We start from the raw sequence: 23024 nt of genomic DNA, 5'->3' as shown, positions 1-23024 counted from the left end.
CCTACGAGAAATTCTCCACCGTCAGCAGCATGGACTTCAAGAGGTGGACACGTTCCTTTGGTGACATGCCCTCCGACTGGTAGACCGAGGAGACGACCTGCATCATCAGCGCAGCCTCGCGGTTCGTGATCATCGCGTGCTGCAAGAGGTAATGCACCATCGACTGGACGGTCGCGTAATCCGTCTCCTCCGTGATCTTGTCCATCATATCCTGATAGACGAGATTCTTGAGCGGCACCTGCACGATGCGGATGTAGCCGCCGAGGCCGCGGCGCGACTCGACGACAAAGCCCTTAGCCGGCGTGAAGCGCGTCGACAGCACGTAGCTGATCTGCGATGGTGCGCACGATATCTCATCGGCGATATCCGTTCGGCGTAGTTCCACTTTGCCATCCTGCTTCGCTGCGAGCTGGCGCAGGATGTAGGCCTCGATCAGATCTGCAATATTACTCAAGATAATCACCTTCATTTTTTATTGACTATTTGACTATTATCATCTTTATTATATTTGTTTTTTTGACTTATTGCAAGAAAAAAGTCACCGCAGAGCGAAAAACATCGCTGCGGTGACCCTGGTTGATTCAGTCGGACCGTAGGCCGAAACAGTCGGGAGTAGTCGGACTGTCAATCGCCCGATACGCCGATGGCCTTGTCGACATCCTTATAGAAGCGCTTGAAGATCTCGCGCAGGGCATTGGCGTAGCGGTCGGAGTCTTCTGCCTCGAGATAGCGCGAGAGTACGACATCGCCCGTGCGCGAATCGACGAGCGAGAGCTTTGCCGCCACGCGGTACCAGAAGCGGTAATAGCCGTACGAGTCCGACACTTCCGTCTTGTAGTAGATGCGGCGCCCCTTGTGCTCCGTGCCCTTGTCGTCGTACCACTTGAATTCCTCAGTGCGGTCGCGCACGGTGACGGCCGAGGCCGTGGGCGGACACCAGGTCTCGCCGCGCGCGTAGTCCGTGATGGCGCCCGTCACGTAGTAGCGGCCGCCGTTTGGCGCATAGTCGACCTTGACGCGCCGCAGGTCGTCGCCCGCCTCATCCTTGCAGGCGTAGTAGATGGTCTTGATGGCGAACTCGTCCTGCGAAGCATTCCACGGCAATTCAAGATTGCGGAAGCCCAGCGTCGGCGCGCCCGCGGGTACCTTGCGGTCGCCGTCCTTCTTGAGTCGGTTCCAGTCGCCCGTGAAGTTCTTGGCGATCTGATCAAACGCATGCCACTGGTCGACGCCATAGTTGCGGTAGTAGTCGATGAGCGTCATGGCCTCTTTGCCCGTCGCCGCATCGTAGAGGCGGAAGTCCATGTCGAGCATCTGCAGCGTCGAGTCGTGCGCGGGGATCAGGTGGTCGGCATACCAGCTCTGGTAATTGCACTTCGACTTGTCGCCATACGGGCCGTTCTCGATGTCGTAGTACCGCTCCATCTTGACCCGCGTCCAGGTCGCCGGCGAGTGGTCGACGCGCTCCTGCTCATAGCGGATGTGCGGCAAGAGGTACCCTTCCGCACCCGTCGTGTCGTAGACGGCCTTCGCGCGCTCTGTTTCGCTTCCGAAGTGGCGCAAGAGCTCGTGATAGGCCGGATTGTCGCGCAGGATCTCGCGCTTCTCGCGCTTCTTGTCGGCCGCCTTCGTATCGCCGGGGTCCTCGAAGTTCATGAAGTTCGTGCGCTTGATGCGCTTCTGGATGCGCTTCGCAAGGGCAGCATTGTAGCCCCGGAACTGATCGACGCGGCCGTCCGGCGCATCGAGGTAGCGGACGGGGAACAGGACGACCTTCTTGAAGGACTTCGCCTGTACCTCCGCATTCTCATCCATCCAGATATTGCCCGCCGCCTCAGATGCTGCAGGCTGCACGAGCGGCAGTGCGGCCGCCAGCAGGCAGCCGAGCGCCAGACCGCGCCATATTCCTCTCTTACCAATCCTACCGATCATGCCTTATCCTCCAATCCTCTCACATGGCTTGCTTGAACTGCGCCGCGAGGTTGATGGCGGCGTCCTCGAGGGCTGCGCGTATCGCATCTTCCTCGCCGCTGTCGTGGCGCTGCCAGATGGCGTTGTACGAGAGCTCCGCCTTGCGGCGCGAGTCGGCCTTCGTCACGAAGACGATGGCCCCCGTGTGCGCGTCCATGACGCGCAGGGAGAGCTCCGCGTAGACCGTCTTGTCCCTGCCCGAAAGGCCGAGCGCGCCGCTCTGCGCCTTGACCTTGCCGAGCGTCGTCAAGTAGCCGAAGACGTAGTAGTCGGCCTTGCCTGCGAGCTCCGGCGCAATGGTACCCTCGCCGAGCGCATCGACAAAGGCAGCCTCATCGCATCGCGCCTTTGTTGTCTGCTCGCCGAAGTCGTAGAGCGCAAATTTCTGCTCGCCCGCAAGCTCTGCTGTCAGCTGGTCGCGCGCCACGCTCAGCAGCTCGGGCAGCGGCTCCTTGAGGTCCGTCAGCGTGAGGTCCGTCTTGTGGATGCGGCTCGTAAAGCCGACGATGGCAACGCGCGGCTGGGCCGCCTCCGCCGTGATGCTGCTGAACAGGACGATCATCAGGGCGGCCAGCAGTAAGGCGGTCAGACACTTCCATGAGAGATTACTGCTGCGCCGTGCCATCGCTCTTCACCTCGTCCAAGCCCTTTTTCTTGATATCCACGGCAATGTCCTTCGCCGAGGTCTCCATGACCTCACCCAAGAGGGTATCGACGTCCATGCCCTTGCCCGTCTTGCCGAGGCCGAAGTTGATCATCTGCGCCGTCTTCTTGTTCTCGATGTGCTTCTCGTAGACGCGGCCAGTCTGCGCATTGACGAGGTAGTAGTCGAGCGAAGCGCTGAGCTTCTTGCCCTTCGTCTCGCGCTCCGTATGCGTCGCGAAGATGCTGTGCTTGAGGCGCACGTCGAAATCCTTGAGGTTGACGAAGAGCAGATACTTCGCGCCGTACTTCCCGGCGATGGCCGCCGCCGTGCGCTGCTTTTCAGGCGAGAGGCGATACGTCTGCGTGCTCTTCTTCCAGGCGGCCAAGCGGTCCTCCTGATGGAAGTAGGCGCGGCCCATCGTCATGTCCGCGTAGTGCGCGAGTTTGGCCGCCGTGTAGCCGCGGTCGAACTGGTGGCCGTGGACGATGGCGTCCATGTGGATCTCCGAAAGCTTCGCCGCTTCATCGCCGCTGCCGATCGCATCGTGGCGCCCTTCCTCGTTCGTGAGGTCCGCGCGGCCGCTGACCGCTATCCCCTGCTGGCGCAAGGCATCGGCGAGCTTGTCGACGAACGTCGCGCAGGCATCCGCCTTGAGCTCATAGTCGCCGTAGCTCTGCACCTCGCCGACAAAGACAGCACTGCCCGATGGACCGCCGAAGAGCCCGGCAGCCTGAGCAGGCGTGCTCGTCAGAGCAAGAGACAGCAGCAGGGCCATCAGCAGGAATAGTCGCTTGAGTGAAATCTGCATCGCTTGTCCTCCATCGATAAACACAGTTTATAAACACAGCACGCAGCCATCAGCGCTTCGACTTTGCCTTGCCGTCCATGCGCGCGAGCAGGCCGCGCGGACCGTCGACGGCATCGTGGATGGCATCTTCGAGCGCTTCATTGACCTGCTCCTTGTCGACCTGCTCCGTGCCGATGCGGATGAGGCCGAGCGGTGCCTTGACGAGCGTGTTGTTCTTGCGCGAGCGGCCCGTCGCCGCCAGCACGACCTCACCTGTCTCCGTGTCGACGAGGCGCAGGCTAACAGTCGCCGTGACCTGCGCGCGCTTCGTGCCCGCGCCGACGACCGTCGTCTCCGAGCGGCGCGTCGTCACGCCGATGATGCTGCCCATGAGCAGATACTGCGCGCCGTACTGATCGCCGATGACAGGCGCCGTATCCTCGTCGACGAGCCCGGACATGTCGTGCGCGTACTCATCGGTCAGCGCGCGCTGGCGCGTCCTGTCGAGCAGCTTGAATCGTCCGGAATCTTGAAGGTCTGTATAGACGTACTCGACGGCTGCCCCCATCTCCTCGCGGTCCCAGCCCTCTGAGACGAGGCCCCGGTTCTCAAGCGGCAGGATGCCGACCGTCGGATGGCTCTTGAGGCTCGCCGCCATGCACGTGCCCGCCATGAAGGCAAGGCACATGCAGAGCGCGGCAATCGTGCGACCAAGCCGTCCGCTTACGTTCTCTATCATAAGGATTCTCCTCTCCTGCAAGATATCACTCACCATTCGTGGATGCCGGCCTCGGAGCCGAGGTGGCGGAACTTCTCCTCGAGGCGCTCGGCCGCCTTGGCTGATGCCTTCTCGACGGCCTTGGCCTGCGCCATTGTCTCGCTCGTGCCGACGCCCTTCGCCGAGGTCGTGAAGGTCCCGACGACCTCGCCCGTCGCCGTGCGGATGACATCGACGGTCAGGCGTGCGTGGCCCGACTTGAGCTGCGTCTTGCGGTAGTTGCCGTCCTCCCCGTCGGGCAAGGAGATGTCGACGGCCTGCGACTGGACGCGGCCAAGCACGAGGTAGTCGGCACCGAGCGACTGGCCGGCTGCTGTGCGCGAAGCGGCAGAGCCGAGACCGCTGAGGTCAATCCCCGCCGTGCGCTCTGAGGCGACGACATGTGAGAAGCCGAGGTCGAGCAGCTTGTCGTCGAGCGCCGACTCTGCCGCGCGGTCGTGGCCGCCGCCCGCCTCGCGCACGACGACGGCGATGCGCGGGTCATTGAGCATCATGATCATGCTGAGGTTGTTCATGAGCTGCGCATCGGGGTCCGTGTCGACATCGATGCGGGCCCGCAGATGGACGAGGCCGCCCTGCTGTTCCTTCGCGAGGATCTCTGTCCCCGTGACGAAGCCCTGTGCCTTCGTGTAAATCTGGTCGAGCTTGACCGCGGCGTTCTCGACGAGCGTGCGCGAGTCGATGAACGTGCCCGCAACCTGCTCGACAGCCGCGCGCGAAGCATCGATGAGTGCGGCGCGCTCATCTGCGCCGACACCGTCGACGACAACCGACTGCGCCGCCGCCGGGGCGCTGAGCAGGCAGAGCGCCGACAAGGTCAGCAGACTGCGCTTTGTCCCCTGTACCAAGAATTTCCTGAATGACTCCATATGGTCCTCCGTTTTCTGGTTCTCCCCTAATCTTCAATAAGTTTTATTATATCCTCATCAGTTGCATTTCGCAAACAAAGAAAGCCTCCCGCACAATCCGTGCGGGAGACTTCTCTCCTTGACCAATCAAGCTCAGTCAGGCAATCACTGCAATGCCTCCTTGAGCACTTCCATATTCTTCTTCATCGCCGTGATGTAGGCGTCCATCGCCTCTTCGTTGGCCTCGCCCGTGACGACGGGGTCGAGCTCGTACATCTTAGCGCCCGTCTCGCTCGCGATCGTCTGCGCGGCGACCGGCGAGTATTGCGGCTCGGTGAAGAGCACCTTGACTGGCAGCGCGTTGACCTTGGCGACCGTCTCCTCGAGCTCGTGCGGCGTCGGCTCCGTGCCCGGCTCGCGCTCGATGACGCTGATGATGTTGAGCTTGAACTCCTTGGCAAGGTACGGGAAGGCCTCGTGGAACGTCACGATGTCCTTGTGCGGCAGGTCATCGAGCTCCTTGTGCATTTCCTCGCGCAGGGCCGTGAGCTTCGTGACGTAGTCGAGCGCGTTCTTGCGGTAGGCGTCAGCGTGCTCCGGGTCGGCCTCGCAGAGCTGCGAGGTGATGGCCTCGACCTGCGCGATGCTGTAGGTCACGCTGAGCCAGACATGCGGGTTGATCTCATCGCCGTCCTTGAGGAAGTTGATCTCATCCGACTTCGAGGCGTCGATGACCTTGAGGTTCTTCTGCTGCTTGATGACCTTGTCGAGGAAGCTCTCCATGCCCGCGCCGTTGACGATGAAGGCGTCAGCCTTCTCGAGCGTCTTCATGTCCTCCGTCGTCAGCTGGTAGTCGTGCAGGCAGCCCGTCTGCGGCTTCGTCATATTGATGACCTCGACGCCGTCGACGCCCTTCGTGATGTTGATGGCATCGATGTACATCGGGTAGAACGAAGTGACGATGCGGAACTTCTTGTCGTGGCTGCCCTGCTGCTGCGTGCCGCAGCCAGCCGCTGTGACCGCCAGCAGCACGAGCAGCATGGCCATAAGGATTTTTTTCAAAAGGATTCTCCCTTCTCTTCAGCAAATTTTATTGAAATATCCTCTCAATTATAAGAGAGAGCGCGCGATGCTGTCAAGAAAAAGAGGCCATCATCCCTGACAGCCCCTTCTCGCATTGCCCTATAACCGTTTGCCCAATCAGCCGAGGATCACAAGGGATTCCTTGACCTTGACGTTCTGGCCCGCCTCGACGTTGACGGCCTTGACCGTGCCGTCGGCATCGGCCGTGATCTCGTTCTGCATCTTCATGGCCTCGAGGACGAGCAGCACATCGCCGGCCTTGATGCTCTGGCCTTCTTCGACGAGGACCTTGACGATCTTGCCCGGCATCGGCGCATCGATGGAGTGTTCGCCAGCGCCTGCAGCGACGGCCTCTTTCGCCGGGGCCTTCGGTGCCTCGACCTTCGGGGCAGCGACTTTCGGAGCAGCAACTTTTGGAGTCACCTTGGTGACCTGCGGTGCGGCAGCCTGCGGAGCGCCTTCCTTGACTTCCTCGATCTCGACTTCATACGAGATGCCGTTGACCTTGATGTTGAACTTTTTCATGAAACGTTTCCTCCAACCTGTATATCTGTCGATTCCCTGAATCTACTCGTTTACGCTTTGCCTTATCGCTTAGCCGCGTCTGCCGCCGCGCGCGGAGAGCGACCACTCGTCGCTGCGGCGGATGCGCAGTGCGACGACCTTGTGCTCTGGCCGTGTCATCATCTGGATGGCTGCCGCAATCGCCGCGACGACCTCCGGCTTGACACCTCTTACATCAAATCTCATCGTATATCCTCCGAATCCAAATCAAAGCGGGATATTGCCGTGCTTCTTCGCTGGGCCGACCTCGCGCTTGCTCGCCAAGGCGCTGAAGGCCGTGATGAGCAGCGGGCGCGTCTCCTTCGGCTCGACGACCATGTCGACGTAGCCGCGCTCAGCTGCGACGTACGGGTTCGAGAAGTCATCGATGTACTGCTGCGTCTTGGCTTCCTTGTCCGGGTCGCGGCGGAAGATGATGTTGGCCGCGCCCGACGGACCCATGACGGCAATCTCAGCCGATGGCCAAGCCATGACCTGATCCGAACCGAGCTCGTGGCAGCACATGGCGATGTAGGCACCACCGTACGCCTTGCGCGTGATGACCGTGACCTTCGGCACCGTCGCCTCGCTGTAGGCGTAGAGCATCTTCGCGCCGTGGCGGATGATGCCCGTGTGCTCCTGGTTGACGCCCGGCAGGAAGCCCGGGACGTCGACGAGCGTCAAGAGCGGGATGTTGAAGGCATCACAGAAGCGGACGAAGCGCGCTGCCTTGTCCGAGGCGTCGACGTCGAGGCAGCCCGCCATGACCTTCGGCTGGTTCGCGACGATGCCGACGACCTTGCCGTCGAGGCGCGCGTAGCCGATGATGATGTTCGTCGCGAAGAGCTTCTGGATCTCGAAGAACTCCCCGTTGTCGACGAGCGAGCGGATGACCTCCTTCATGTCGTACGGCATGTTCGGATTGTCCGGCACGATGGAGTTGAGGCTCTCATCCTGGCGGTTCGGGTCATCCGTCGGCTCAACAGCCGGCGCATCCTCGAGGTTATTGCTCGGCAGGTACGAGAGCAGCTCGCGGATCTTCGCGATGCAGTCGTCCTCATCCTCGCAGGCGAAGTGCGCGACGCCCGAGCGCGTGCTGTGTGTCAGCGCGCCGCCGAGCTGTTCCGGCGTGACTTCCTCAGCCGTGACCGACTTGATGACGGCCGGGCCCGTGATGAACATCTGGCTCGTGTTCTTGACCATGAAGATGAAATCCGTGATGGCCGGGCTGTAGACGGCGCCGCCCGCGCACGGTCCCATGATGACCGAGATCTGCGGGATGACGCCCGAGGCGGCCGTATTGCGGAAGAAGATGCCGCCAAAGCCCGAGAGCGCATCGACGCCCTCCTGGATGCGGGCACCGCCCGAGTCGTTGATGCCGATGCACGGCGCACCCATCTTGAGCGCGAGGTCCTGCACCTTCCAGATCTTGTGGGCGTGCTTCTCACCGAGGCTGCCGCCCGAGACCGTGAAGTCCTGCGCATAGGCGTAGATCAGACGGCCGTCGACCGTGCCGTAGCCCGTGACGATGCCGTCGCCCGGCATGTCCTTCTTGTCCATGCCGAAGTTCGTGCAGCGGTGTTTGACGAACATATCGAGCTCGACGAAAGAATTCTCGTCAAAGAGCTTCTCGAGGCGCTCGCGCGCCGTATATTTTCCCTGAGCATGCTGTTTCTCAACGCGAGCGGCGCCACCACCCTGACGGATGTGCTCCTTCATCGCGTTCATCTGAGCGATTTTTTCCTGGACGCTTGCCAATTAGAACCCTCCTATATGAGTCATGAGCATAGTTCTGCTCTCTTATTGTGCACTATTTCGCCAGAAATTGCAAGCTGATACTAAATTCTGGTCACACGTCACATTTTCATGCTGCCCGTCTCCAGATAGCGCTGGTGGAACGAGAACGCCTCATCGAGGAGATGCGGCGTGTGCGCGTGGTTTGTCTTCGCGTCGGCGCGCTCGAAGTAGTCGCGCAGCAGCGGTCGGTAGTCGGGATGCGCGCAGTTCTCGATGATCTCCTTGGCGCGCTGACGCGGGGACTTGCCACGCAGATCGGCCACGCCCTGCTCCGTGATGATGACGTCGACATCGTGCTCCGGCTGGTCGACATGCGAGCAGAACGGCACGACGGCCGAGATGGCGCCGCCCTTGGCGACCGACGGCGTGTAGAAGATGGTCAGGTAGGCGTTGCGCGCGAAGTCGCCGCTGCCGCCGATGCCGTTCATCATCTGCGTGCCCGCGATGTGCGTCGAGTTGACGTTGCCGTAGATGTCGACCTCGATGGCCGTGTTCATCGCGATGACGCCGAGGCGGCGGATGACCTCCGCGCTGTTCGAGATCTCCTGCGGGCGCAGGATCATGTACTTCTTGTACTTATCGATGTCCTTGAAGAAGCGCGCCATGCCCTCAGGCGACGGCGAGAAGGCCGTGCCCGACGCGAAGCTGAGCTTGCCCGCATCGATGAGGTCGAGCATGCCGTCCTGGATGACCTCCGTATAGACCGTGAGGTCGCGGAAGTCGGAGTGGACGAAGCCCGCCGTGACGGCGTTGGCGACATTGCCGACGCCCGACTGGATCGGCAGCAGGTTCTTCGGCATGCGGCCCGCCTCGATCTCGCGCTTGAGGAACTCGATGGTCAGGTCAGCCATCTTCTGCGACGTCGCATCGAGCGGCGCGAGCGAGCGCGTGTGGTCCGCGATGTCGCACGGCACGATGCAGCGGATCTTGTCGGGCGTGCACGGGATGTACGGCGTGCCGATGCGGTCGTCGACGTGAATGATCGGGATGGGCAGGCGGTTCGGCGGGTCGAGCGGCAGATAGACGTCGTGCATGCCCTCGAACTCCAGTGGCTGCGCGTTGTTGACTTCGACGATGACGATGTCCGCCGACTGGATGAACGAAGCCGAGTTGCCGACGGCCGTCGTCGGGATGATGTTGCCCTCCTCCGTGATGGCGCAGGCCTCGATGACCGCGACGTCGATATGACCGAGGTAGCCACATCGCGAGAGCTGTGCGACCTCCGACAGATGGATGTCGATGTAGTCGACCGTGCCGTCATTGATCTGGCTGCGCAGCGTCCGGTCTGTCTGGAACGGCAGGCGCTTCTTGATGCCGTGGACCGAGGCGAGCGCCTCGTCAAACTCCGGTCCCGTCGAGGCACCCGTCATGATGTTGACCGTGAACGGGTCCTTCTTCATGCGCTCCGCGAGCGCGAGCGGCACCGCCTTCGGGTAGGCCGAGGACGTGAAGCCGCTCGTCGCGATCGTCATGCCCGGCTTGATGAGTTCCACTGCCTCCTCCGGCGTCACGATCTTGGACTGCAGCGCCTTGTTGCGCACACGATCGAGAATATCAACCATAGAAAGACCTCCTTATTTGCCTGCTCAGAGCCGCGCTCCGGGCAGTTCCATAAAAATGATTTATCGTTTCTGACATTGCCTATGTATCCTGCTTCTTATTATTCTCGCTTTTCTTCTGAGTTCCTGCCTGACAGCAAAAAAGCACGCCCTAAGAGCGTGCTTCTTGTCTGCGGTATCACATGCGCGTGATGTGATACGAGAGCGTGCTGAGACCGATTGAGAGGTCTTCGTTGACGATGTGCATCGTCTCGGGGACCTTCATCTTGATCGGCGCAAAGTTCCAGATGCCCTTGACGCCGGCATCGACGAGCAGGTCGGCCACGCCCTGCGCAAAGGCAGCCGGCACCGCGATGATGCCGATCTGGATGTTGCGCTCCTTGACGATGGCCTTGAGGCGGCGGACATCCTCCACCTTGACGTGGTTGACCGTGCGGCCGATGACGTTGGGGTCCTGGTCGAAGAGCGCGACGAGGTTGAAGCCGAGCGTCACGAAATTCTGGTAGTTCGCGAGCGCGACGCCGAGATGGCCGATGCCGACAATCGCGATATTCCAGTGGTTGTCGAGGCCGAGGATGCCACCGATGTTGCGCTTGAGCTCATTGACGTAGTAGCCGACGCCCTTCTTGCCGAACTGGCCAAAGGACGCGAGATCCTTGCGGATCTGCTCCGGCGTGATGCCGAGGCGGCGGCCGAGCTCATCCGATGAGATGATGTCGCGGCCCTCATCCTGCAGCAGGCGCAGCGTGCGGAAATAGAGCGGCAGACGGTCAATCGTCGCCTTTGATATCGCGTTTGGTTTCTTCATGGCTGCCTGCCTCCTTCTCTGCTTTCTTCTCTGCATTTTTTTCTTCTGCTGCTTCGTTTACTTCGTCTGTGTCTTTTGCAGCAGTATCGCTTTCCGGCGCTTCTGCTTCTGCCTCCTGCGGCTCAGCCGGCTTTGCGGACTGCTCTGCCGGTTCCTGCTTCTGAGGCTTGTCATCCGGCGCGGCTTCAGTAGCTTCAACCGGTTCAGCAGTCTCAGCTGCCTTTTCTGCCGGCTTTGCGGCTTCCTCTGCAGCCTTGGCCGCGGCTTCTTCTTCCTGCTTGCGCTGCAAGAGGGCCTTGCGGACCTCTTCGGCCAGCTCGTCCATCGGGTCGCGCGGCGTCTCCGGCTGCTCTGCTGCCGGTGCCTTATCGCCTGAAGGCGCTTCTTTGCGCGGAGCAGGCTTGACCGCAGATGCCTCCGCTTTATCCTTATCGGATGCATCGGCGTCGGCCGGCAGCTCGCGGTAGAGCATGCCGTGGACCTTGTCCTGGACTCTGTCCTGCACCTTATCCTTCGCATCCATTGCGGCTTCCTTTGCGTCCTTGGCGCCTTTGCGGACCGTCACTTGGAATTTCTTCAGGAAGTCGTTGCCGCTGGTTTCGTTTTCCGCTGTGTCCACTTTCTCGGGACACATGCAGGAGAGCGCGCCGGCAAGCGCCGCGAGCATCCAGAGCAGCATCGACGACGGGATGTTGAAGAGCAGGTCGTCCGTCAGGCCGTTGAGCGCAACGGACAGCACGGCGAGACCGATGCCGAGGCTAAGGCCGGCGAGGATGTCGTGTTCCTTCCAGTCATGCCAGAGCCGGTTCCAGCGGAACGGCATCTGGTACTTGCCAAACGGCGTCGCCTGCTCGGCGGCTCCAGTATCCGCAGGGAAGTGCGTGCGCAGGGCCATGATCATCGTGCCGAAGAAGAACCAGAAGAACGCGACAGCACCGGGAATACCGATCTCTGCCATGTAGTTGAGGTAGATGTTGTGGGCATGGACGATCAGGACGTTGGCGCCCTGCAGGTAGAAGTCGTACTCGGGATAGACCATCCAGTACGCGCCCCAGCCAATGCCGAGGAACGGATGGTCCTGGATCATCGCGACCGTGCTCTCCCAGAAGGCCAGGCGCATCTCCGTCGAGGTGTCGACCTTCGTGAAGACCGAGGTGATGCGCTCGTAGAGCATCGGGTCGAGGACGAAGAGGATGGCGACGACGAGGATGCAGGCGACGAGCACGCGGCGGTCGCGGAGCACGCCGTAGCCCGCGAGGATGACAGCGATGACGAGGCAGGCCCCGCGCGCGTACGTCATCGCGAGGCATGCCGCCGCCGCGAGCATGAAGGCACCCAGGAGGATGCGGCGCTCGCGGTCACGGCACTTCATGAAGAGGCCGAAGGCCAGGCAGATGATGATGTCGAGGTAGCCTGCGAGGATGTTCGGGTTTTCCCAGGTCGAGAAGACGCGCTTGCGCAGTTCCGGGAAGGCATCGCCGTCGACCCACTTCATCGAGCTGATGTCGATGCCGAACAGGAACTGGTAGTAGCCGTAGAGCAGGACGATGACCGCCGCCGCGCAGGCCATGCGCAGGATGGACTTCATCTGCCCGGGCTCCCGGACGTTCTGCCCAATCAGGAGATACGTCAGCACGTAGACGCCGACGAGGTTGTAATAGTTGTAAAAGCTGAACCCGCGGTCCGGCGAGGACAGCACCGACAGGCCGCTGACGGCCACGAAGAGCACCGCCGGCACGTCGAAGCGCAGGTGGCGGAAGTGGAATTCCTTGTCCACGTAGAACCGCAAGGCCGTCCCCGCGATGCCGATGAGCAGCGCGACCGTCGCCACACTCGGCGAGAGTGGCAGGAAGAACACCTCGGCCAAGAGGCCATACCAGGCAATCGCGGTCGCGCGCCGCTTCCAGCGGTCATGCGCGAGGGCACGCCGCTTCTCGCGGATGTGCGTGCCCGTCTCACTTGTCTTATTTCGCTTCATGCACTCATCCCTCCCGCTTCAGCAGCATCTGGCGCACGCCGCCGACGAGGTATAAAGAGCCCGCGATGACGAGCAGCTTCTCACCGTTGGCGAGTTCCAGGGCGCGATTGAGCGCCTCTGTGTTGTTCTCAAAAGCCTCGACGTGCTGCACAGCCGGCGCGACGCGGCGCAAGAGATCTGCGGCCGAGTCGGCGCGCTCCGACTGCGGCACCGTCACGACAACGGTGTCATTCGGGCGCAAGAGGATATCGAGCATCGTGTCGATGTCCTTGTCCTTGAGGATGCCCAAGAGCAGCACGCGCTCCTCGGCCGGGAAAATCTCGTCGAGACTCTCGCGCAGGGCCTTCATGCCGGCGGGGTTGTGCGCGCCGTCGACGACGATGGCCTGCTGCCCGAGTTCGAGCCGCTCGAAGCGGGCGGGCCAGCTCACGAGCCGCAGGGCCTCGGTAACCGTCTTCATCGTGATGCGGTCATCGATGTTGTGGAGCAGGCGTATCGTCATCAGCGCGACGGCGCTGTTCTCCACCTGATGGACGCCGAGCAGGTGCAGCTCGTACGGCTCATGGTCGATGCCTAAAAGCTCCGAGGTGAACTCGAGCTTCTGCGTCCGTCCATCACACGAGAGGAACTGCGAGCAGAAATCCTCGCCGGCCACGAAGATGTCGGCGTTCTTCTCCTCAGCCACCGCGCGGATGACCTCAAGCGGCTCTCCCTTAGCGGCCGTCACGACGGGCACGCCCTCCTTGATGATGCCGGCCTTGTTCTCCGCGATGCTCTGGAGCGTGCCGCCGAGCTTGTCGGCGTGCTCCATCGTGACATTCGTGATGACCGAGACCTCCGGCGTGATGACATTCGTCGAGTCGAGCGTGCCGCCGAGGCCGACCTCGATGACGGCGTACTCGACCTGACATTTCGCGAAGTAGTAGAAGCCCAGTGCCGTGAGCACCTCGAACTGCGTCGGGCACTCCGCCCCCTCCGCGAGCATCATATCGATTTTCGCGCGGATGACGGTCATGCCCTCGGCGAAGTCCTGCTCGCTGATGTTCTGCCCATCGACACGGATGCGCTCGGTGTACGAGACGAGATGCGGCGAACTGTAGAAGCCCGTATGGATGCCGCTGCGGCGCAGGACGCCCTCGACCATCGCCGAGACCGAGCCCTTGCCATTCGTGCCCGTCACGTGGATCGTGCGGTAGCGGTCCTGCGGCATATCCAAAAGCTCCAAGAGCCGCTCGATGCGCGTGAGGCCCAGGCGGATGCCAAAGATCTTGAGCCCTTCCAGATAGGAAATGGCTTCCTGATAATTCATAGCGCGTCGCTCCATTCTCAAAGCTTGGCGAGGTCCTGGATACGGCCCTCGACCGCCTGCTTCTTCTCCTCATAGCCAGCGAGCTTCTCGCGCTCCTTGGCGACGACAGCCTCCGGCGCTTTCTTGAGGAAGCCCTCGTTGCTGAGCTTGCCCGTGAGGCGCTTAATCTCCTTCTCGAGCTTGTCGAGCTCCTTCTGCAGGCGGGCCGTCTCCCTCTCCACGTCGATGAGGCCCTTGAGCGGCAGGTAGATCTCGACGCCGCCGACGACGCCGGCCATGGCGTTCTCCGGCTTCTCGGCATCGTCTGCGAGCAGCGTGACCGGCTCAGCTGCGGCTAGTGCCTTGAGGTAGCCCTCGTTCTCCGCGAAGACCGGGCGCAGGCTGCTCTCCGTGAAGTGCAGCATGACCTCGCTCTTGTGGCCCGGAGCCGCACCGACCTCGGCGCGCAGGTTGCGGACCGTCTTGATCGTCTCCATGATGGCCGTCATCTGCGCCTCGGCAGCGTCGTCGCGCAGTGCCTCGTCGGCCGTCGGCCAGTCGGCGATCATGATGCTCTTCCACTGCGCGTCATGCGGCACCTTCTGCCAGATTTCCTCCGTGAGGAACGGCATGAACGGATGCAGCAGGCGCAGCGTGTGCTCGAGGACGTACGAGAGGACGTAGAGCGCCGTGTTCTTCGCGCGCTCATTCTCCTTGTCATAGAGGCGCGCCTTCGTGAGCTCGATGTACCAGTCGCAGAACTCGTTCCAGATGAACTCGTAGATCATGCGGCCAGCCTCGCCGAGCTCGAAGTTGTCGAGGCTCTTCGTCACGCCCTCCGCCGTCTTGGCGTAGCGCGAGAGGATCCACTTGTCGGCAAGCGTGAAGTCCGCGGCCTCCGGCTTGAAGCTCTTGTCGAAGCCCTCGAAGTTCATGAGCATGTAGCGCGAGGCATTCCAGATCTTGTTGGCGAAGTTGCGCGCACTCTCGACGCGCTCCCAGTAGAAGCGCATGTCGTTGCCTGGCGTGTTGCCCGTGATCAGCATGAAGCGCAGCGTGTCAGCACCGTACTTCTCGATGACCTCGACCGGGTCGATGCCGTTGCCGAGCGACTTGCTCATCTTGCGGCCCTGGCTGTCGCGCACGAGGCCGTGGATGAAGACATGGTGGAACGGGATATCCTTGCCGAACTCGAGGCCCATCATGACCATGCGCGCGACCCAGAAGAAGATGATGTCGTAGCCCGTGACGAGCGTCGCCGTCGGGTAGAACTGCTCGAGCTCCGGCGTCTTGTCCGGCCAGCCGAACGTCTCGAACGGCCAGAGGCCCGAGCTGAACCACGTGTCGAGCACGTCCTCATCCTGATGGATGTGGTGGCTTCCGCAGTGCGGGCACTTCGTGAGGTCCGTGCGCGAGACGCTCGTCGCGCCGCAGTCGTCGCAGTACCAGGCCGGGATGCGGTGGCCCCACCAGAGCTGGCGCGAGATGCACCAGTCGCGGATGTTCTCGAGCCAGTTGATGTAGGTCTTCGTGAAGCGCTCCGGCACGAACTGGATGCGCCCGTCCTTGACGGCCTCGATGGCCGGCTTTGCGAGGCCCTCCATCTTGACGAACCACTGCTTCGAGACGAGCGGCTCGATCGTCGAATGGCAGCGCGAGCAGTGGCCGACGGAGTGCTCATGCTCCTCGACCGAGACGAGCACGCCCGTCTCCTCGAGCTCCTTGACGAGCGCCTTGCGGCACTCATAGCGGTCCATGCCCGCATACTTGCCGGCACCCTCGAGCATCTTGCCCGTGTTGCCGATGACCTTGATCTCCTCGAGGTGATGGCGCTGGCCCATCTCGAAGTCGTTCGGGTCGTGGGCCGGCGTGACCTTGACGGCGCCCGTGCCGAAGTTCTTGTCGACGTACTCGTCGGCGAACAGCGGGATGCGGCGGCCGACGATTGGCAGGATCAGCGTCTTGCCGACGAGGTCCTTGTAGCGCTCGTCATCCGGATGGACGGCGACACCCGTATCGCCGAACATCGTCTCTGGGCGCGTCGTCGCGATCTCGACGTACTTGCCCGGCTCGCCCTCGACTTCATAGCGCAGATGCCAGAGATGGCCCTGCTCCGTCTCGTGCTCGACCTCGATGTCCGAGATGGCCGTGTTGCACGACGGGCACCAGTTCGTGATGCGCGTGCCCTGATAGATGAGCCCCTTCTCGTAGAGGCTCACAAAGACTTCGCGGACGGCGCGGCTGCAGCCCTCGTCCATCGTGAAGCGCTCGCGGTCCCAGTCGAGCGAGGAGCCAAGCGAACGCAGCTGGAACATGATGCGGCTGCCGAACTTCTCCTTCCAGTCCCAGACGCGCTCGAGGAACTTCTCGCGGCCGAGCTCATAGCGGTTCGTGCCCTCTTTGCGCAGCGCGCCCTCGACCTTCGCCTGCGTCGCGATGCCGGCGTGGTCGCAGCCCGGGATCCAGACCGTGTTGTAGCCCTGCATGCGGTGGTAGCGGATCAGGATGTCCTGCAGCGTGTTGTCGAGCGCGTGGCCCATGTGCAGCTGGCCCGTGACGTTTGGCGGCGGGATGACCATGCTGTACGGCTTCTTGCTCTTGTCGACCTCCGCGTGGAAGAACTTATTCTTCTCCCAGAACTCATACCACTTCTTCTCAAACGACTGCGGGTCATAAACCTTCGGGATGTTGTTCCCGAGCTCTTCTTTCTCTGGCATTGTAATCCTCCTCAAAAAATAAAGCGCCTCCGTCCAAAAGGACGAAAGCGCCTGCCTTCGTGGTACCACCAATCTTCTCATGCAGCACTGCCGCATGACTCTCGCGTTAACGCCGCCCACGTCCCCGCCTAAGCACGAGCCTCAGCGGAGCGACTACGAAGCGACCTTCCGCATCTCCCTGCCAGGACTCGCACCAGCCGTCCCGTCTCTTTGCCAGGGAAGATCCCTACTCCTCTTCGTCATCGTCTTTGCCTTATACGGAACCATCTTATCACAACGCGCGCCAAAATGCAACGCAAAGCCGCGCAGGAGTCCGACCGTGCCGCGTCAGTCTTCGAGGGGAAGGGTCGTGTCAAGGATGCGGCGGCAGCTGCGGATGTCGTGGCGGTTCTCGTACTGCTTGCCGCGGCGGTTGTAGTACTCGACCTTGTCGCCGTACATGCGCCGATCGGTGCGGCAGATGGCTTCGTTCAGGTGCGTGGTGTCTGCCACCCAGTCGCTGCCGAGGGCGATGGACAGTTCCTGCTCGCGGCCGACCATCTCGCGCAGGCGGCGGAAGCTCGCCTTGAAGTCGAGCTCTTTGACGAGCGGCATCAGCACGAGGAATTCGTCACCGCCCATGCGGTAGGCATTCTCACTGCCGTAGCACTTCGCGAGCAGGTGGGCCGCCCGCTTGAGCGCTTCATCACCCGCCTGATGGCCGCGCGTGTCGTTGATCTCCTTGAGGCCGTTGACATCGGCGTAGACGATGCCGATCGAGCTCGAGTGCTGCATGAGGAAGTCGATCTTCTCGATGCAGGCATTGCGGTTGTGCAGCCCTGTCAAGGCATCATAGCGGCTCGCATGCTCGAGTTCGACCATCAGTTGGTGGTTCGTGATCTTCGAGGCAATGAAGTACGACACCGTCTCGAGCACTGTGACCGTATTGACCAGTTCACTCTTCTCGTAGTTGTCGACGCCGAGGTAGCCGATGAGCTTGCCGTCGTGATAGAACGGCGCATCGATGATGCGCTCGATGCCCTGCCGCTTGAGGTTCCAGTAGTCGACGGGATCATCGTCCTTCAGGATCTCGATGTCCTCGATGATGACGCTCGTCGAATGCTCGAGGAACTTCTCCCAGCCGCCGATGTACTGCGCGTAGTCGAGATTCTGCAGCGTGTCAATCTCCGGCGTGACGCCCGGCGCGCACCACTCGAACGTATTCGAGACCGTCTTACCATCCGTCTCGAGGATGTAGAGCCGGTCCGGATGCAGCACGCGGCTGAGCTCCCGCAGCGCGTGGTTCATCGCCACGTCATACTCTTCCTCGCCGCTGAGGATCTTCGAGATGCGCAGGATGATGTCGTTCGTCGTGTACTCGCGCTTCATCTCCATCTGCCGTGCGCGGTCAAGGTCGACATTCATGAACGTGTAGGCGACATAGCCCGGCTGCGCGAGCGGCATGATCGTGAAATCCAGCCAATGGTCGATCTCCGGCGCGTAGATGCAGTCGCGGATGGCCTTGCCCTCGTGACAGGCTCTCGCGCAGTACGTCATCCAGATGGGGTTCACCTTCTCGTAGATGGACCGGAAGGAGTTCCCCACGAGCTCCTCCTCCGTCTTCCCCACCATCTCACAGTAAATCTTGTTGACAAAGACGTACTTCGTGTCCTGAACGGTCTTGCCATCCTCCGCAAAGATCAAGTCAAAGACTGCATACGCCACCGGGACGTCGTGATAGATGTCCGGCATCCAAAGATTCTCCATCGTGATCACCTTGCCTAAAATCACGTCATGCTCTGCAATCCGAACAAAACAATCCGCTTTTATTTTCTTATTCTATCTTAACATCATTCACCTTATCTTGTAAACTTTTTTTCACCGTCAGATAGAATTCATGGCGCGGCAGCTCTTTCTTGCCGACCTGCTCGTAGTGCGCGACCTTGTCGCGGTACATGCGGCGGTCCGTCTTGGAGATGGCCTCGTCGAGCTCGGCCGCATCGGCGAGCCAGTCGGCCCCGATGGCCAGCGAGACGTCGTCCGCGACACGCGCGCGCAGCTGCGCGAAGCGCGCCTCGAACTCATGCCTAGCGACCTGCGGCATCAGGACGAGGAACTCGTCGCCACCGACGCGGTAGGCATGCTCGCGGCCGCAGCAGTCCGCGAGCAGGTCGGCCGTGCGCTTTAGGGCCTCATCGCCAGCCCGATGGCCGTACTTGTCGTTGATCTCCTTGAGGCCGTTGACATCGGCGTAGACGACGCCCACAGCGCCGCGCCGCTGCATCAGCGTGTCGACCGCCAGGTTGAACGCATTGCGGTTCCGCAGGCCCGTCAGCGTATCGTAGCGGCTCAGATGGTCGAGCTCTTCCAAGAGGCGGTGGTTCGCGAGCTTGGCCGCGATGAAGTACGACACCGTCTCGAAGACGGCGACCGTGTTGACGCGGCTGTCCCACTCGTAATTGTCGGCACAGAGATAGCCGATGAGCCTGCCACCGTGGTAGATGGGCGTCGCGATGAGGCGCTCGACGCCCTGCCGCCTGAGGTTCTCGTAGTCGACGGGGTCGTCATCCTTGAGGACCTCGATGTCATCGATGACGACACTCGACGCCGTCTCGAGGAATCTCTCCCAGCCGCCGATGTACTTCGCATAGTCGAGCTGCTGCAGCGTCGCCAGCTCCGACTTGACACCGGCCGCGCACCACTCAAAGGTGTTCGAGACGGTCTTGCGGTCCGTCTCGAGGATGTAGAGCCGGTCGGGACGCAGCACGCGGCTGAGCTCCCGCAGTGCGTGGTTCATCGCCGTCTCATAGTCGTCCTCGCCGTTGAGAATCTTCGAGATGCGCAGGATCACATCATTCGTCGTGTACTCGCGCTTCATCTTGAGCTGCTGCGCACGGTCGAGGTCGACATTCGTGAACGTATAGGCGACATAGCCCGGGATCTTGAGCGGCATGATCGTGAAGTCGAGCCAGTGCCCGATCTCCGGCGCATAGATGCAGTCATGAAAGGCCTTCCCCTCCTGGTAGGCCTTCGTGCAGTACGTCATCCAGATCGGATCTCCATTCGCATAGACAGAGAAGAAAGACTTCCCCAAAAGATCTTCCTTTTTCACCCCCGCCATCTCGCAGTAGATCTCGTTGACAAAGACGTACTCCGTGTCCCGGACCGTCCTGCCGTCCTTCGCAAAGAGCAGCTTATAGACAGCATACGCCACCGGGACATCGCCGTAGATGTCCGGCGTCCAATCTTTATCCATACCACTCCCCCCCATCCTGGTCCTATCACGCATTGTATCATGTAGCACGAGACCCCGCTGTGAGAGACAGCAGGGGCTCTTGAACTCTTTCGTATTCTTTTAATCTAATAATCTAATTCCACGGCAAAAAGAAAAATCCTGCCTGCATTCATGCAGACAGGACCAGTTGAACTTATGCTTATTTTACTTCAGCAGCGCCGAGCGGGCAGCCCTCGTTGAAATTGCGGGCGTTCTCCATCGTCACCGTTGCGATGGCCTGCAGGGCCTCGCGCGTGAAGAATGCCTGATGGCTCGTGAGGATGACCTGCGGGAACATGAGCAGGCGGCCCGTGATGTCTTCCGTCGGAACGTCGGAGCTGTGATCCGTGTAGACATTGGCGTCCTCGCCCTCGTAGACATCGAGCGCGACCGCATGGAACTTGCCCTTCTTGAGAGCAGCGATGAGCGCTTCCGTATCGATGAGGCCGCCGCGTGCAGCGTTCGTGAGCATGACATCGTCCTTCATGAGAGAGATGGCCTTCTCATCGATGAGATGATACGTGCCGCCTTCGCCCATGATGAGCGGTGCGTGAATGGAGATGAGGTCGGAGCGGCTCAGGACTTCCTCCTTCGAGGCATAGGTGAGCAGGCCCTCCTCTTCGAGCTTCTTGTTCGGGAACGCATCCCAGCCGATGACCGTCATGCCATAGCCCTTGCAGATGCGCGCCATGCACTGGCCGATGCGGCCCGTGCCGAGAATGCCAGCGACCTTGTTGTGGAGATCGACGCCGAGCAGACCCGTGAGGTCGAAGTTGTTGTCGCGCACCTTGTTGTACGCCTTGTGCAGGCGGCGGTTCGCGGCCTGCAGCGTCGCCATCGCATGCTCTGCCACCGCGTACGGGGAGTAAGCCGGTACGCGCAGGACCGTGATGCCGTACTCGGCAGCGGCCTTCTTGTCGACATTGTTGAAGCCGGCGCAGCGCAGGAGAATCAGGCGGACGCCGCCATCGTGCAGCTGCTCGATGACAGAGCGCGGTGCCTCGTCGTTGACGAAGATGCAGACGGCGTCATAGCCGTTGGCGAGATGTGCCGTCTCATCCGTCAAGCGGCTCGCGAAATATTTGAGCTCAACGTTGTACGTACCCTCGCCACGATCCTTCGCGAGCTCGCTGAAATAGAGGCGGTCATAGTCTTTCGTGCCGAAGAAGGCAACCTTGAGTACAGGGATCTTCTTATCCTTCGGACCCATCGCCTCAAAGACTGCCTGGATCTGCTTTGCAGCCTCTTCCTCGTCGGGGCCGTCCACCGTAACATTGACCGTTGCGCCCTTCGCGACATGGAGATTCAGGATCTCCAGCACGTTGTTGCCCTGGGCAGTCTCATTGTCGGCCTCGAGCGTTACCGCTGCCCGCAGGTTGCTGCATGCCTGCGCGATCTGCGCTGCGGGACGCGCATGGATACCGAGTGAGCACTTCACGACGACTTGGAATTTTTTCATTGATAAGATCCTCCCAATTAAAAACCATAAAAATGTGGTTCGTGTATATCACCAATAAGATTATACGACGCCGAGCGTGTGAAATCAATAACATATTTGCAGTCTCACTTTTGCAGTCTCACTGCACTTTTTCGAAAGGCTGTTACCCGAAGAACAGCGAGATGGCGAATGCCCGCGTGAACTTCTCCCCTGTGTCGAGAGCGCATCTCAGCGATGGCGCAGCCAGCACGGGACGAGACAGAGGGCGCTGATGGCGAGGCCGAAGAACAGCGGGTTGCCGGCGGCGCCGAGGAAGACGGCAAGGAGGGCCGCGGCGGTCGAGAGCACCATCGAGAGCGTGGCGCTCAGATTGGTGATGGTGCCCGGCGCGAAGATGGCGAAGCTCAGCGGCAGGAAGATGCCGCCGCTTCGAAGGGCCATGGACAGGTAGTTCCAGAACAGGACCTGGCTGCCCTCGTTGACCATCGCGATAAAGGCGGCGAGCGCGATCGTCAGCAGGACAATCAGGCGCGTGACGGAGAGCTCAGAGAGATGGTACGGATGGTTGACCGTCGGAATCTCCGTGATGTCGATCTCCTGGCTCTCGGGGTCTTCGGCGATCTTGTGGATCTTGCGGGCGCGCAGCGTCACGCGCGCGCGATGAAAGATGTCGCGCGAGAGCATCGTGCCGATGCCGAGCGAGAGGCCGGCAATCGAGCCAATGAGTGAGAGCATGATGCCGCCCATCGCGATGCCGCCGAGCAGGGAAGGCTGCTCCGTCAATAGGTAGGTCGGCAGCGAGAGGATTGGCGTAACTTCTGGATGGGCCGCGCCCATGTAGATGCCGACCATCGCGCACGGCAGACCGACCGGCAGACTGATGAGCGCCGCCGTAAAGGCCGCGACGGACGCCGTGCGCGGGTTCGACGCGGAGAAGATGGCCTGGATGTACGACTGCGTGCAGAGCATGCCGATGACGACGGACGAGAAGTTCGCGAGGATATGGCTCATGTCGCCGTGCAGCAGGTTGAAGGCGCCAGCTGGCAGAGCCGCGGAGATGGCGGGGTCTGCAAACAGCGAATGCGCCGCCATGGTGCCGGCGATGGCCATCGTGATCCAGATGACGATCATCTTGAGGATGCCGCCGACGCCGGCGCTCTTCATGCCGCCGAAGAAGGCGTAGGCCGCGACGGCCAGCACGAGCAGGATTGTCGCGGGCAGGAAGGAGATGCCGAAGATTGCAGCGATGATGTAGATGGCCGGCAGACAGCTCGCCACGGCGCTGAACAGGATGCCGATGGACGAGACGATGCTCGAGAAGACGCCACAGGTCAGGCCGAAGTTCTGCGCGAGAAACTGCGGGATCGTCTCAAGGGCCGTGCGGCGCAGCGGCTTGGCGTAGAAAAGGCCCATGATGATGAGGCCGACGCCCGAGCCGATGGTGAACCACCAGGCCGAGAGGCCGGCCATCGCCGCAAGCTGTGCCGTACCAACGGTCGCGCCGCCGCCGACACACGTGCCCGCGATGCC

19 protein-coding genes are annotated in these 23024 nt (G+C 61.4%); all 19 read right to left on the bottom strand.

The genetic code is table 11. The annotated features are described in order from the left end of the window. Position 1 precedes the first annotated feature (1 nt). On the bottom strand, positions 2 to 454 hold the full coding sequence (locus MITSMUL_RS08835; protein ID WP_040636127.1) for a CtsR family transcriptional regulator: 453 nt from the start codon (positions 452 to 454) through the stop codon (positions 2 to 4). A 170-nt stretch (positions 455 to 624) separates the two neighbouring features. Then, positions 625 to 1932, bottom strand: coding sequence for a hypothetical protein (locus MITSMUL_RS08830; RefSeq protein WP_005841912.1), 1308 nt, complete (start codon positions 1930 to 1932; stop codon positions 625 to 627). A gap of 19 nt (positions 1933 to 1951) precedes the next feature. Further along, on the bottom strand, positions 1952 to 2596 hold the full coding sequence (locus MITSMUL_RS08825) for a hypothetical protein (RefSeq protein ID WP_005841911.1): 645 nt from the start codon (positions 2594 to 2596) through the stop codon (positions 1952 to 1954). Then, entirely contained in the window at positions 2577 to 3425 is an 849-nt protein-coding gene (locus MITSMUL_RS08820) for a hypothetical protein (protein WP_005841909.1), read from the bottom strand. The genes MITSMUL_RS08825 and MITSMUL_RS08820 overlap by 20 nt, the downstream gene beginning before the upstream one ends. A gap of 49 nt (positions 3426 to 3474) precedes the next feature. Further along, on the bottom strand, positions 3475 to 4143 hold the full coding sequence (locus tag MITSMUL_RS08815) for a CsgG/HfaB family protein (RefSeq protein WP_040636125.1): 669 nt from the start codon (positions 4141 to 4143) through the stop codon (positions 3475 to 3477). Between the two features lie 29 nt (positions 4144 to 4172). After that, positions 4173 to 5051: a hypothetical protein gene (locus tag MITSMUL_RS08810; protein WP_005841906.1), complete on the bottom strand. Its 879-nt coding sequence runs from the start codon at positions 5049 to 5051 to the stop codon at positions 4173 to 4175. A 144-nt stretch (positions 5052 to 5195) separates the two neighbouring features. Then, the gene (locus tag MITSMUL_RS08805) at positions 5196 to 6077 is read right to left on the bottom strand and encodes a metal ABC transporter substrate-binding protein (protein ID WP_005841904.1); all 882 of its coding nucleotides are present in this window, start codon (positions 6075 to 6077) and stop codon (positions 5196 to 5198) included. A 153-nt stretch (positions 6078 to 6230) separates the two neighbouring features. Then, a complete protein-coding gene (locus MITSMUL_RS08800) occupies positions 6231 to 6638 on the bottom strand; it encodes a biotin/lipoyl-containing protein (RefSeq protein WP_005841900.1) in 408 nt (135 codons plus the stop codon). A 69-nt stretch (positions 6639 to 6707) separates the two neighbouring features. Beyond that, on the bottom strand, positions 6708 to 6863 hold the full coding sequence (locus tag MITSMUL_RS08795) for a hypothetical protein (RefSeq protein ID WP_005841899.1): 156 nt from the start codon (positions 6861 to 6863) through the stop codon (positions 6708 to 6710). A gap of 21 nt (positions 6864 to 6884) precedes the next feature. Next, on the bottom strand, positions 6885 to 8414 hold the full coding sequence (mmdA, locus tag MITSMUL_RS08790) for a methylmalonyl-CoA decarboxylase subunit alpha (protein ID WP_005841897.1): 1530 nt from the start codon (positions 8412 to 8414) through the stop codon (positions 6885 to 6887). A 98-nt stretch (positions 8415 to 8512) separates the two neighbouring features. Continuing rightward, positions 8513 to 10015 (bottom strand): acetyl-CoA hydrolase/transferase family protein, encoded by a 1503-nt coding sequence (locus tag MITSMUL_RS08785; protein WP_005841895.1) that lies wholly within the window; start codon positions 10013 to 10015, stop codon positions 8513 to 8515. Positions 10016 to 10190: 175 nt separating this feature from the next. After that, the gene (locus tag MITSMUL_RS08780; protein WP_005841893.1) at positions 10191 to 10820 is read right to left on the bottom strand and encodes a redox-sensing transcriptional repressor Rex; all 630 of its coding nucleotides are present in this window, start codon (positions 10818 to 10820) and stop codon (positions 10191 to 10193) included. Next, positions 10783 to 12798, bottom strand: coding sequence for an O-antigen ligase family protein (locus MITSMUL_RS08775; protein ID WP_005841892.1), 2016 nt, complete (start codon positions 12796 to 12798; stop codon positions 10783 to 10785). The genes MITSMUL_RS08780 and MITSMUL_RS08775 overlap by 38 nt, the downstream gene beginning before the upstream one ends. Before the next feature lie 4 nt (positions 12799 to 12802). Further along, positions 12803 to 14107, bottom strand: coding sequence for a bifunctional folylpolyglutamate synthase/dihydrofolate synthase (locus MITSMUL_RS08770; RefSeq protein WP_040636121.1), 1305 nt, complete (start codon positions 14105 to 14107; stop codon positions 12803 to 12805). A 17-nt stretch (positions 14108 to 14124) separates the two neighbouring features. After that, a complete protein-coding gene (locus tag MITSMUL_RS08765) occupies positions 14125 to 16803 on the bottom strand; it encodes a valine--tRNA ligase (protein ID WP_005841888.1) in 2679 nt (892 codons plus the stop codon). Between the two features lie 327 nt (positions 16804 to 17130). Further along, positions 17131 to 18549, bottom strand: a complete 1419-nt coding sequence (locus tag MITSMUL_RS08760; protein WP_040636120.1) for a sensor domain-containing diguanylate cyclase — start codon at positions 18547 to 18549, stop codon at positions 17131 to 17133. Positions 18550 to 18616: 67 nt separating this feature from the next. Further along, on the bottom strand, positions 18617 to 20038 hold the full coding sequence (locus MITSMUL_RS08755) for a sensor domain-containing diguanylate cyclase (RefSeq protein WP_244944588.1): 1422 nt from the start codon (positions 20036 to 20038) through the stop codon (positions 18617 to 18619). Positions 20039 to 20216: 178 nt separating this feature from the next. Next, positions 20217 to 21515, bottom strand: a complete 1299-nt coding sequence (locus tag MITSMUL_RS08750; protein WP_005841882.1) for a fused HPr family phosphocarrier protein/2-hydroxyacid dehydrogenase — start codon at positions 21513 to 21515, stop codon at positions 20217 to 20219. Positions 21516 to 21722: 207 nt separating this feature from the next. Beyond that, positions 21723 to 23024: sodium:solute symporter family protein (locus tag MITSMUL_RS08745; protein WP_005841880.1), on the bottom strand; the 1302-nt coding region annotated here is incomplete at its 5' end.

Source organism: Mitsuokella multacida DSM 20544, assembly GCF_000155955.1.
GTDB classification, from domain to species: domain Bacteria; phylum Bacillota; class Negativicutes; order Selenomonadales; family Selenomonadaceae; genus Mitsuokella; species Mitsuokella multacida.
This window is presented reverse-complemented; position numbering and strand designations above follow the sequence as displayed.

Excerpts from the sequence above, each read along its gene's own strand:
- MITSMUL_RS08830 (WP_005841912.1), bottom strand. The coding sequence starts at position 1,932 with ATGATCGGTAGGATTGGTAAGAGAGGAATATGGCGCGGTCTGGCGCTC.
- MITSMUL_RS08825 (WP_005841911.1), bottom strand. The coding sequence starts at position 2,596 with ATGGCACGGCGCAGCAGTAATCTCTCATGGAAGTGTCTGACCGCCTTA.
- MITSMUL_RS08820 (WP_005841909.1), bottom strand. The coding sequence starts at position 3,425 with ATGCAGATTTCACTCAAGCGACTATTCCTGCTGATGGCCCTGCTGCTG.
- MITSMUL_RS08815 (WP_040636125.1), bottom strand. The coding sequence starts at position 4,143 with ATGATAGAGAACGTAAGCGGACGGCTTGGTCGCACGATTGCCGCGCTC.
- MITSMUL_RS08810 (WP_005841906.1), bottom strand. The coding sequence starts at position 5,051 with ATGGAGTCATTCAGGAAATTCTTGGTACAGGGGACAAAGCGCAGTCTG.
- MITSMUL_RS08805 (WP_005841904.1), bottom strand. The coding sequence starts at position 6,077 with ATGGCCATGCTGCTCGTGCTGCTGGCGGTCACAGCGGCTGGCTGCGGC.
- MITSMUL_RS08800 (WP_005841900.1), bottom strand. The coding sequence starts at position 6,638 with ATGAAAAAGTTCAACATCAAGGTCAACGGCATCTCGTATGAAGTCGAG.
- MITSMUL_RS08795 (WP_005841899.1), bottom strand. The coding sequence starts at position 6,863 with ATGAGATTTGATGTAAGAGGTGTCAAGCCGGAGGTCGTCGCGGCGATT.
- MITSMUL_RS08785 (WP_005841895.1), bottom strand. The coding sequence starts at position 10,015 with ATGGTTGATATTCTCGATCGTGTGCGCAACAAGGCGCTGCAGTCCAAG.
- MITSMUL_RS08780 (WP_005841893.1), bottom strand. The coding sequence starts at position 10,820 with ATGAAGAAACCAAACGCGATATCAAAGGCGACGATTGACCGTCTGCCG.
- MITSMUL_RS08775 (WP_005841892.1), bottom strand. The coding sequence starts at position 12,798 with ATGAAGCGAAATAAGACAAGTGAGACGGGCACGCACATCCGCGAGAAG.
- MITSMUL_RS08770 (WP_040636121.1), bottom strand. The coding sequence starts at position 14,107 with ATGAATTATCAGGAAGCCATTTCCTATCTGGAAGGGCTCAAGATCTTT.
- MITSMUL_RS08765 (WP_005841888.1), bottom strand. The coding sequence starts at position 16,803 with ATGCCAGAGAAAGAAGAGCTCGGGAACAACATCCCGAAGGTTTATGAC.
- MITSMUL_RS08760 (WP_040636120.1), bottom strand. The coding sequence starts at position 18,549 with ATGGAGAATCTTTGGATGCCGGACATCTATCACGACGTCCCGGTGGCG.
- MITSMUL_RS08755 (WP_244944588.1), bottom strand. The coding sequence starts at position 20,038 with ATGGATAAAGATTGGACGCCGGACATCTACGGCGATGTCCCGGTGGCG.
- MITSMUL_RS08750 (WP_005841882.1), bottom strand. The coding sequence starts at position 21,515 with ATGAAAAAATTCCAAGTCGTCGTGAAGTGCTCACTCGGTATCCATGCG.